Below are 10572 nucleotides of genomic sequence, written 5' to 3'. Positions count from 1 at the left end.
GCATTATTGCAGGTATATAAACTCACAGCACTTGTGTCTGACTTGCTGGACGTATCGAAGATCGAATCCGGCCAGCTATCGATGTCCTTTCAGGAATTTAATATTGTCGAGCTCCTGAATGACGTAATTGACGTGATGCATTATGGTAACCTCAACCATAAGATCATAAAAAATTGTAGTGCCAGCGAAATAATAGTGTATGCCGACAAACAGCGTATTGAACAGGTTATGATCAACCTTGTGTCAAATGCTATAAAATACTCTCCCGATGGCGACCGTGTCATTGTTTCAGTTCATGATCACGAGGGCAGCGTGTTAGTTTCCATTCAAGATTTTGGTATCGGCATTAACGCCGAGGATCAACCGCAGATATTCTCACGGTTTTATAGGGTCGAGGAGCTGGCGTCGTTTATTGCAGGCCTGGGAATCGGACTATATATTTCCCAGGATATAATGGAAAGACATGGCAGCGTCATAACAGTTGACAGTCATTATGGAGTTGGTTCGACGTTTTCTTTTAAATTGCCGGCACAGCGAGGTTTAAGTTGAATAAGTATCAAGTAGCAAGACTTCCATCGCGTCCCCTGTCATAATGGAACGTGAAATGAACCGCAGGGCCGGTTTACCATTATAGTAACGATGTTAGTGCCACCTCACCTAGTTAATTGTTCTGGCCACCCTGCGTAACAGGTAATCCATGTCGAATGGCTTCGAAACAAAACCGTCCGCCATGTTCGGCTGCGTATGCAGATCATGTGCTGCCGATATCAGGATTATTGGGATGTGCGCCGTCTCCGCATTAGTTTTCAGCTCATCACAGAGTTTACGACCGTCATGTTTACCTACCATGATATCCATAAGAATCAAGTCGGGATTGATAGTAAGCACAGTAGGAATTAGATTGTTGCCGGTATTATAGGATTGGGCATCGTAGCCTTCTTCCCGCAGAACAATGACGATTACGTGGCAAATTTCTTCATTATCGTCGACGATCAGTACTTTTTTCATGTATGTGTCAGTGGTTTACGGCGTTTCGGGTATAATTAATTAGGTATCATGGAGGCGACTTTCTCGACAAGAACTTTTTTCATAATTGTGCAGTCTTTTGAAATTCTGATAACTCAAAATGTAGCTCACCATGCAGCCAGCAAATCTCAGTATGTTTGCGTAACAAAATTACCACAACTAAAGTGCCACAATATGCACTTTGCTCCCATGTAAATTTAGCAGCCAGGAAAGGATAGTAGTGTTTGCAAAACATAACTATGTGGGAGTGAATTTTCAAATAACAAATCACAATCGAAGTTTGAGTTTAATATTACTAACTTAATCTCCCTAAAGACTTTGAACACATGAAGCATTTCAGAAAAAAGCCAGCCTGTTATCCGGCTAATTTTATAATACTATTTTTGTTAATCCTGTCATTACCTGCGGTTTCCCAACCAGGTGCCGGGAAGGATATCACCGCAAGTGTCCTTTTGCCAAATGGCTGGTCATTAAGCCCCGCTGGACGCTCCCTTCAATTGGGTGACCTTCCGCTTAACATCCAGATATCTTCGTCTCAACGATTGATGGCTGTTACCAATAATGGACAGAGCAAGCAGAGTATTCAGTTAATTGATCCGCAGGGAGAAAAATTGCTGGATGAAAAAGCGATCGGTAAGGCCTGGTATGGCCTGAAATTCAGTGCTGACGAGAAAAAATTGTATGCTTCAGGTGCTAATGATAATATCATACTGATATATCCGATTGTTGACAAAAAGCTGGGTGCTGCTGATACACTTGTTTTAGGAAAGGCATGGCCAGCTGAAAAAATAGGTCCGACAGGTATAGAGGTCGATGATGCACGAAAACGATTATATACTGTAACAAAGGAAAATAATTCACTCTATGTTTTTGATCTCGCCACGAAAAAGCGATTGTTGAAGGTAGAGCTGGGGGCCGAGGCTTATGATTGCCTTTTGTCGCCCGACAAAAGTAAACTCTATATTTCATTGTGGGGATTAGATAAGCTAGCGGTTTATGACACTAGAACGAATCTGGTAATTTCTGAGATAGCGACCGAAAGCCATCCGAATGAAATTATTCAGAACAAAAGCGGCAAATTTCTTTTTGTTGCCAATGCAAATGACAATTCGGTTTCGGTGATTGACAGCAAGGCAGGAAAAGTAATTGAGATCATTTCTACAGCCCTCTACCCAACCAGGCTGACGGGTTCTACAACGAATGGACTTGCACTGTCTGCCGATGAAAAAACACTTTATGTAGCCAATGCCGACAATAATTGCCTGGCGGTTTTTGATGTTTCTACACCAGGCAAAAGCAGCTCAAAGGGTTTTATTCCAACCGGATGGTATCCTACAAATGTGCGGGTAGCTGGGAAGAAAATATTTGTTTCAAACGGGAAGGGTTTCAGTTCAATGGCAAACCCTAACGGCCCTCAACCGATAAAGCAGACGGATAATAGTGGCTTACATACTGGTGTGACCGAGCAAAAGGAGATTCAATATATAGGAGGGCTTTTTAAAGGAACGCTTTCGATCATTGACCAGCCGGATGATTCAAAGATGAAGACATTTTCTAAACAGGTTTATTCCAATACTCCATATAATAAGCAGCTGGAGACGGTTTCAAGAGGTTCGGCTAATAACCCTGTGCCAAATATTCAGGGTGCGAAGTCGCCTATTAAATATGTTTTTTATGTGATCAAGGAGAACCGTACCTACGATCAGATCTTTGGAGATATGAAAGAAGGGAACGGAGACCCGGAACTTTGTATTTTTCCTGAAAATGTGACGCCCAACCACCATGCTTTAGCCAGAGAATTTGTTCTTTTGGATAATTTTTATGTTGATGCAGAGGTAAGTGCTGATGGGCATAACTGGAGTATGGCCGCCTATGCGAATGATTATACGGAGAAAACCTGGCCGACCAGTTATGGCGGAAGAGGCGGCACGTATGATTATGAAGGCAGTCGTAAAATCGCTTACCCGCGTGATGGATTTATTTGGGATTACTGTAAGCGGGCAGGAATTACTTACCGAAGTTATGGCGAATTCACAACCCGCAGCGGTGCAACTTTAGCATCACTTGTGGGCCACATAGCAACAAATTACCCTCCCTACAACTTGGATATAAAGGATATTGACCGGGTTGCTGCTTTTAAATCTGATTTCGATTCGCTGCTTAACAAAAATGCAGTAGCTCAGTTCAATACTATCCGTCTTGGCAATGACCATACCAGCGGGCAACGCATTGGCAAGATCAACCCGACGAGTGCCGTCGCCGATAATGACCTTGCCCTAGGCCAATTAGTAGAACATATCTCAAAAAGCAGTATCTGGAATGAGTCCGCAATTTTTGTTCTTGAAGATGACGCACAGAACGGCCCCGACCATGTGGATGCACATCGTTCGCCCGCGTTTGTAATTAGCCCTTATACCAAACGCAATTCGGTGAATAGCTCAATGTATTCCACATCCGGCATGCTGAGAACTATGGAGCTGATCTTAGGTCTGCCCCCGATGAGCCAGTATGATGCGGCAGCTGTTCCTTTGTCCGAATGCTTTACATCAAGCCCTGACTTCCGGCCCTACAAATTCAAACCTGCCAATGTAGACCTGGATCAAAAAAATCTGGTAATGAACAACAGCGCTGAACGGTCTAAGTACTGGAATTTCGCGAAAGAGGATGGGGCACCTGATCTTGACCTGAACGAGGTGGTGTGGAAATCGGTTAAAGGGGAGGACTCGGTTATGCCTGCTCCAAGAAGGAGCGCTTTTTTAAAGCTGGAACAGAAAAAGGATGATGATGATTAATCTATTTTAGCCACCTTTCTGTCCGGGCGAAATTGATACCTAAAGTGAATTCTACGGGTCCAGGGTTCTTGTTAACATGACGCGGATCATTTTAAATGCTGCATATCGTCATTATTTTTCCGGCACTTATGATGGAGATTTGAAGAAAATCCAACATCATGACAACTTCGATAGAAAAAAGTGAACTGTGTACCGAGCTTCAGGAATTATATTTGAAAAGTAAAGAATGGATTTCGGAGCTTGAATTTCAACACGACGATATGATCTTTGTGAAAAGGCTTTATGAGATTGACAGCACCCTGCATACTCAGCAGAAACAAATAGATGATGCCTCAGAGATGCTTACATGGGCGACGAAGATCGAGGATGAGAAATCCAGGCTTAAAACTCAGATCATTGACTTTATGAATTTGCTGGGTTCACTGATAAAAATACCTGACCCGGCCATCGATTACAAGCTGGTGTTGTGGTATAGTAAAATAGAAATTGATCTCCATGCCAATGCCGAAGATTTCCGGTTATATAAAAGCAGGGTATTTTACGGTGCCGGCGAACCCGCTGACAAGTTTTACGCTGGCAATTAATATTCGATCACGCCTGCCGGATTATTGATATAATCAGTGCCGGCATGCTACCCGTCAAACGCCTTGCCCTCAGCGAACTTGATGCCTCTTTTCTATTTCTATAATTCCGGCCAATCATCCCCGGTTTATGCACAAAGCTTTCTTGCTCAAAACGGAATTCTGAATCAAAACAGTGTTCCTTTAATAAAGTGATTCCTGTTTCCTTGTTGCATTTTTTTAATGTTTACAATCACTTTATTCCCGCCTTCGCATCATTCTTTACCCGCTGGCGCGGAGATACCTTTGGATCATAATCAATCATTCAAAGGACATGAAAAACTTAACTATCAGCACATTCAGCATACAGAGATATGCGATGCTATCTATCGTATTTACCGTATTTGGCCTTTCTTTATGTGCTAATAAAGGGTATAGTCAGACCTCCTATAAATCAACCGCCGGGTCGCAGATCAAAGTCACCGGTACTTCAAACCTTCACGCCTGGAATATGCTGGCCACCACATTCACCAGCGAAGGCAGTCTGAAGGTTAGAGACGGCGAGCTTCAGGACATTAGCTCTCTTTCGTTCTCGCTGCCCGTTACCAATTTAAAAAGCAAAGATGACCTTTTGGATACCAGAGCTTATAAAGCTTTGAAAGCTTCAGAATTTAATAGGATCACCTTCAGGCTCAAAGGAGCGACAGTTATGCCCCAGCAAAAAATCAAAGTGACCGGAGATCTTACTATCGCAGGTGTGACAAACGAAATTATAATCATGAGCACTTACGCGATGAATTCAGATGAAACGATCACATTCAAAGGAGCGAAACAAATTAAAATGAGTGATCACAAGATCAAGGCACCAAGCTTTATGATGGGTGCGCTCAAAACCGGGAATGAGGTTAACATCGAGATCCTTCTAAAACTTAAAAGACAAAATTCAATTGCACAAAATTAATATCGAATATCATGAAAATTAATTTACTTAAAACATCAGCCCTAATAGTGCTGGGTTTAAGCACCGGAATGGCAAATGCACAGACCCGCGATTCTGTTGAGGTTACAAAGGTTGCCAATGTTCGCCCTTATGATCAAAGTGGGATAAATGTTTTTGAATCACCAAAAGAATCTGAAGCGGCATTCGACAAATTAAAGGTCAAATTCGGGGCGGGGTTTACCCAGTCGTTCCAGGGTTTAAAACACAAGAATGTTTCGGGCGGGCTGTATAAAATCTCCCCGGGGTTCAATACTGCAAATGCAAACCTTTACATGGATACTCAGCTTGCTGATGGCATCCTCTTAAACCTGACCAGCTATCTTTCATCACGTCACCACAACGAGACCTGGGTTAAGGGCGGTTATATTCAATTTGACAAGCTCCCTTTCAAAGGACAAGTATGGGAGGATATCATGAAAATCGCTACTATCAAGGTAGGACACATGGAGATCAACTACGGCGATCAGCATTTCCGCAGATCAGACGGGGGCCAGACCATATACAATCCTTTTGTAGAAAACTATATCATGGATGCATTTGCAACCGAGATTGGCGGTGAGATCCTGTTACGTAAGAATGGCTTTTTCGGGCTGGTTGGCGTTTCAAATGGAATGATCAAAGGGAACATTGATGAGCTGATAGAAACTCCTCAGGATGACAACACAAACAAATCTCCGTCAGTATACCTGAAAGCCGGGTTTGATAGACAACTTACAGATATGGCGCGCGTAAGGTTCAGTACTTCGTATTATACAAACAGCAGTTCAGGAGGGCTTACCCTTTATGGAGGAGACCGTACAGGATCAAATTACTTTATGCCCATGGAAAAGGCAGGCGGTACTTACGCTGCTAACTTTTCTTCAGGGCGTTTAAATCCAGGTTTCAGCAAGAAGATCGAAGCAATTCAACTGAATGGATTTTTAAAAGCGAGCGGCATGGAGCTCTTCGCCACCTATGAAGTTGCTAACGGCCGGACCAAAGCTGAAACTACTGAAAGAAAAGCAAGTCAGGTTGCAGTGGATGCGATATACAGATTTGGTAAAGATGAAAAGATGTTTATGGGAGTTAGATATAACGCAGTATCCGCCAGACTAGCCAATGTCGCAGGAGCGGGTGGAAACCCGGCAATCGTTTATAACAACGATATGAAAGTAGACAGAATTGCTTTCGGGGCGGGCTGGTTCCTTACAAAAAATGTATTGCTCAAGGCAGAGTATGTTAATCAGAAATACAAAGATCTTCCCGCTACCGACTACCGGAACGGGGGTGAGTTTAAAGGATACATGGTTCAGGCTGTTGTAGGATTTTGATTGACTCACATAAACAGGCTGACAAGTTCAGCCTGTTTTTTCATGTTTAAAATTTCCGTATGTGCTACCTCAAACTTCTTCTCTTTCCTTTTTTGCTTTTGCTGGGTTTCAATATGACGGATTCCAAACTGTATCCAAGCAGGTGGCTGATCACTAAAGGATGCACCTTGAAAGTGGAGGGGAGCACCACTGTCAACAAGTTCAGCTGTGTGATCTCCAGTAATTTCAGCCCGGATACGCTAACATTCTCTCGCGGCGGTGAAGGTGAATCAGTGAGAATGACCGGAAGCATGAAACTTGATATACGTGAATTTAACTGCCACAATTCAGTGATGACGGCTGATCTCCGAAAAACATTAAAGTCAAAAGAGTACCCCCGGATGAAGATCCGGTTTATCAGCCTCAACCGGTATCCTGAAAGCAGCACACGGCCTTACCCGGTAAATGGACTCGTTAGTATTGAGCTGGCAGGTGTTACCAGAAATTTCACTGTCGCCTACATGGTGATGCCAGCTGGTAAAAATGCTTTGTTTTTAAAAGGTATGAGGGAGATCAACTTCTCTGATTTTAACATTATACCGCCAAGGAAAATTGGAGGCATGATCCAAACAAGCGACAAGCTGGTCGCCGAGTTTAATCTGGTCCTGCAGGAATTGATTTAATCTTTTATTGATAGATATATGAAAAGGGTACTGAGTTCAGGTTTAATTGCAGGCTGCATCCTGTTTATCGTCAGCTACGGAGGGCTATTCCTTGGCATCCGGTTTTTCCCTCAATTATTTATAGAATACAATAATCCGCTATTCAATTCAGATGGCAGCAGGGATTTGCTTTTCTATTTACATGCTTTTGTTATCAGTATCGCCTTATCCTGGTTCTGGCAGCGGGTTAAAGGACTTTTTCATGGTTCATTCATCTTTCGCGGACTGGAATTCGGCGCTGTATACGCGCTGGTTGCTCTTTTACCTGTGATGTGGATCACGTTCAGCTCACTTGATGTTACGATAGTGACCATACTCTGCTGGTTCTTTTATGGAATGGTGCAAGCTGTTATTGCGGGGCTAGTGTTTGCTTTCAGCAACCCGTAACAATCATTATCCTAAACTTTTACTGAAATGAATAACCTCAATTATATAGCTGCCGAAGAAGCAGTAAAGCTGGTGCAGTCTGGCAAACGCGTTTTCATACATGGCTGTGCAGCCACTCCGGTTTGCCTTATTGAAGCACTGCAGGCACGACATCGGGAACTTAAGAATGTGGAGCTTGTAAGTATTACCACCCTTGGGAATGTCAATTTCGACCGTCCGGAACACCGGGCTTCATTCTTCTTTAATTCGTTGTTCGTATCTGAGGCAACCCGGGCGGTTGCCAATTGCGATGATGGTGATTACGTTCCCATATTCTTAAGCCAGATTCCCCAGCTCTTTCGTAAGCAGATACTGCCTATCGATGTGGCTTTAATACAAGTTTCGCCACCTGATGTTCATGGATATTGTTCGCTGGGCACCTCCGTCGACATAGCCAGAGCTGCTGTTGATACTGCACGTGTTATTATCGCACAGGTGAATCCATTGATGCCGCGTACGCATGGAGATGGCTTCCTTCACGTAAGCCGGATCTCAGGAATGGTATGGCATGAGTCGGCATTGCCCGAGGTAGACTATTCCAGCAAAGTAAGCGATGCGGTTAAAAAAATAGGCTATAATGTTGCCTCGCTGATTGAAGATGGAGCCACGCTGCAGCTGGGTATAGGCAGCATACCCGACCAGGTGCTACACAACCTTAACTCGCATAAGAACCTTGGCCTGCATACGGAGATGTTTTCAGACGGTGTTATCGACCTTATTTAGAGTGGTGTGATAAATAATAGTCAGAAACGGCTTAATGTGGGCCGTTCTGTAACAGCATTTTTAGCGGGTTCGCGAAAGCTATATGATTTTGTTCATGACAATCCTTCAGTTAGGGTAATGGATATAAGCTATGTCAATGACACCAGTATTATCCGTCAGAACCCCAGGGTAACGGCCATTAACAGTGCCATCGAGATCGACTTAACCGGCCAGGTGTGCGCCGATTCTATTGGCACTTATCAATTTTCAGGAATTGGAGGGCAGATGGACTTTATTCATGGTGCGGCCCTATCAGAAGGCGGTAAACCGATCATTGCAATACCTTCACAAACTAACAAAGGCATCAGCCGGATAACACCGTTTTTAAAAGAAGGAGCGGGAGTGGTTACCACCCGGGGGCATGTACATTGGGTGGTAACAGAATATGGTATGGTGGACCTCTTCGGCAAAAACCTTAAACAACGGGCAGCCGCGCTCATGTCTATTGCTCACCCCGATCACAGGGAGGCGCTGGATATTGCTTTTCACAAGAGGTTTGCAAAAGGAACATTAACTGCCTGAATTTTTTTTTGTGACCACAGAGAGCACAGAGGATCACGGAGGAAAACCGAGAATGATTGAATGATTTTATATCTCTTTTGACTCCGTGTAAGACTCTGTGGCCTCCGTGTTATTTGGCTCGATGTAAATTCTTTTTGTGACCACAGAGAGCCACGGAGTGACACAGAGAAATGATTGAATGTTTTAAATCTCTGTGGATCTCTGTGTATAACTCCGTGGTCTCCGTGTTACCTCGACGTTGCTATCCCCGTTAGCTAGGAAATATTGCACGTCCGGAAATCTGGCAATAACTTTTAAATATTTTTATTGTACCAGACTAGAAGGTAATATGGGCTTGTCGAAAAATGATGTTTCCGGAATTGTTATAGGTGCTGCAATTGAAGTTCATACAGCTTTGGGGCCGGGCCTGTTGGAAAGGCCTTATAAGGAATGCCTGTGGTACAAACTTCAAAAATCAGGGTTGTATATCGAGAGAGAAAAACCTATTCCTCTGATATTTGAAGGCGCAAATGTGGACTGCGGTTACAGGGTGGATTTACTGGTTGAAGGCGTCTTGGTAATCGAAGTTAAAAGTGTTGCGTCACTCGCTGACATCCACTTAGCACAAACAATTAACTATCTGAAACTCGGCAATTATAGTGTTGGGTTACTAATTAACTTCAATGTGATACGTTTGAAAGATGGGATAAAACGTTTGGTTAACGGCCCTTACCCTTTATAATTAGTGTAAACCTCCGGGCACTATGTGTTAATCTTTTTGTTACCACAGAGTGGAAAGAGGACCACGGAGTACCTTAGAGGTATGATGGAATGCATTTATGCCCCGGTGGATCTGCGCGTAAACCTTTGTGTCCGTGTTATTAGCTCGACGATAATGTTTTTGTTACCACAGAGAACCACGGAGTACCACAGAGGTATGGTAGAATTTTTTATGCCTCTGTGGTACTCTGTGTAAATCTCCGTGTACTCTGTGTTTAATTCTTTTTTACTACAGAGAGGACATGGCACCCGGAGAGGACCACAGAGGTATCTTCGCGTTAATAAAAATCACAGATTTTGGTGACCGATGTCATTTTTTAGGAGAGCCTAAAAAGGGACCTTTGAGTATCAAAACACAAAGACCATGGCAACACATAAAAACATCCCGCATAGAAATCCGGCTTCGTTTAACTACCAAACTGCCGGCCAGACACTGACAAATGGCGTCTGGGAGAAATACCTTTCGTTTGTCGATTCCCAGAAACCAAATGCCGTAGCATGGTGGGTGGGGTCATTAATGATTCATGGCTGTATCCTGGTGCCGATAACTTTTTTAGTAACGTATTCATTTGGCGGACCGGCAGGAGCCTTTCTATTCATTAGCATGTGTTTGTTTTTTATTAACATGATTGCAAATATGGGTAGTTCGGCATTCAGGTTTGACTCGTCCTTAATTAGGTTGACAGTTTTTATAAAGATAAATACATTTATTGT

General features: G+C 43.4%; 12 protein-coding genes. 11 read left to right on the top strand and 1 reads right to left on the bottom strand.

The window, feature by feature from the left end:
- On the top strand, positions 1-549 hold a 549-nt coding region (locus WKF69_RS15995), incomplete at its 5' end, for a HAMP domain-containing sensor histidine kinase (protein WP_340383131.1).
- A gap of 108 nt (positions 550-657) precedes the next feature.
- Here WKF69_RS15995 and WKF69_RS15990 read toward each other — a convergent pair.
- Complete coding sequence (locus tag WKF69_RS15990) at positions 658-1008, bottom strand: response regulator (protein ID WP_340383130.1); 351 nt, start codon at positions 1006-1008, stop codon at positions 658-660.
- Between the two features lie 344 nt (positions 1009-1352).
- Here WKF69_RS15990 and WKF69_RS15985 point away from each other — a divergent pair, with 344 nt between their 5' ends.
- The 10 genes from WKF69_RS15985 to WKF69_RS15940 form a co-directional block, all read left to right on the top strand.
- Positions 1353-3818 (top strand): bifunctional YncE family protein/alkaline phosphatase family protein, encoded by a 2466-nt coding sequence (locus WKF69_RS15985; protein WP_340383129.1) that lies wholly within the window; start codon positions 1353-1355, stop codon positions 3816-3818.
- Positions 3819-3976: 158 nt separating this feature from the next.
- A complete protein-coding gene (locus WKF69_RS15980) occupies positions 3977-4402 on the top strand; it encodes a hypothetical protein (protein ID WP_340383128.1) in 426 nt (141 codons plus the stop codon).
- A gap of 310 nt (positions 4403-4712) precedes the next feature.
- Entirely contained in the window at positions 4713-5339 is a 627-nt protein-coding gene (locus tag WKF69_RS15975; RefSeq protein WP_340383127.1) for a YceI family protein, read from the top strand.
- An 11-nt stretch (positions 5340-5350) separates the two neighbouring features.
- On the top strand, positions 5351-6688 hold the full coding sequence (locus WKF69_RS15970) for a hypothetical protein (protein WP_340383126.1): 1338 nt from the start codon (positions 5351-5353) through the stop codon (positions 6686-6688).
- 59 nt (positions 6689-6747) lie between these two features.
- A complete protein-coding gene (locus tag WKF69_RS15965; RefSeq protein ID WP_340383125.1) occupies positions 6748-7350 on the top strand; it encodes a YceI family protein in 603 nt (200 codons plus the stop codon).
- An 18-nt stretch (positions 7351-7368) separates the two neighbouring features.
- Complete coding sequence (locus tag WKF69_RS15960; protein WP_340383124.1) at positions 7369-7776, top strand: hypothetical protein; 408 nt, start codon at positions 7369-7371, stop codon at positions 7774-7776.
- Positions 7777-7803: 27 nt separating this feature from the next.
- A complete protein-coding gene (locus tag WKF69_RS15955) occupies positions 7804-8538 on the top strand; it encodes a hypothetical protein (RefSeq protein WP_340383123.1) in 735 nt (244 codons plus the stop codon).
- A gap of 6 nt (positions 8539-8544) precedes the next feature.
- On the top strand, positions 8545-9099 hold the full coding sequence (locus tag WKF69_RS15950) for an acetyl-CoA hydrolase/transferase C-terminal domain-containing protein (protein ID WP_340383122.1): 555 nt from the start codon (positions 8545-8547) through the stop codon (positions 9097-9099).
- A gap of 328 nt (positions 9100-9427) precedes the next feature.
- Positions 9428-9820 carry a GxxExxY protein gene (locus WKF69_RS15945; RefSeq protein WP_340383121.1) on the top strand — a complete coding sequence of 131 codons (393 nt, stop codon included), beginning with the start codon at positions 9428-9430 and terminating at the stop codon, positions 9818-9820.
- 402 nt (positions 9821-10222) lie between these two features.
- Positions 10223-10572, top strand: a 350-nt coding sequence (locus WKF69_RS15940; protein WP_340383120.1) for a hypothetical protein, incomplete at its 3' end; no start/stop codon positions are given.

It is taken from the genome of Daejeonella sp. (assembly GCF_037719425.1).
Classification (GTDB): Bacteria; Bacteroidota; Bacteroidia; order Sphingobacteriales; family Sphingobacteriaceae; genus Daejeonella.
The sequence above is the reverse complement of the archived record's forward strand: the minus strand, read 5'-3'. Positions and strand labels throughout refer to the sequence as shown.

Excerpts from the sequence above, each read along its gene's own strand:
- WKF69_RS15975 (WP_340383127.1), top strand. The coding sequence starts at position 4,713 with ATGAAAAACTTAACTATCAGCACATTCAGCATACAGAGATATGCGATG.
- WKF69_RS15990 (WP_340383130.1), bottom strand. The coding sequence starts at position 1,008 with ATGAAAAAAGTACTGATCGTCGACGATAATGAAGAAATTTGCCACGTA.
- WKF69_RS15970 (WP_340383126.1), top strand. The coding sequence starts at position 5,351 with ATGAAAATTAATTTACTTAAAACATCAGCCCTAATAGTGCTGGGTTTA.
- WKF69_RS15965 (WP_340383125.1), top strand. The coding sequence starts at position 6,748 with ATGTGCTACCTCAAACTTCTTCTCTTTCCTTTTTTGCTTTTGCTGGGT.
- WKF69_RS15945 (WP_340383121.1), top strand. The coding sequence starts at position 9,428 with ATGGGCTTGTCGAAAAATGATGTTTCCGGAATTGTTATAGGTGCTGCA.
- WKF69_RS15980 (WP_340383128.1), top strand. The coding sequence starts at position 3,977 with ATGACAACTTCGATAGAAAAAAGTGAACTGTGTACCGAGCTTCAGGAA.
- WKF69_RS15985 (WP_340383129.1), top strand. The coding sequence starts at position 1,353 with ATGAAGCATTTCAGAAAAAAGCCAGCCTGTTATCCGGCTAATTTTATA.
- WKF69_RS15955 (WP_340383123.1), top strand. The coding sequence starts at position 7,804 with ATGAATAACCTCAATTATATAGCTGCCGAAGAAGCAGTAAAGCTGGTG.
- WKF69_RS15960 (WP_340383124.1), top strand. The coding sequence starts at position 7,369 with ATGAAAAGGGTACTGAGTTCAGGTTTAATTGCAGGCTGCATCCTGTTT.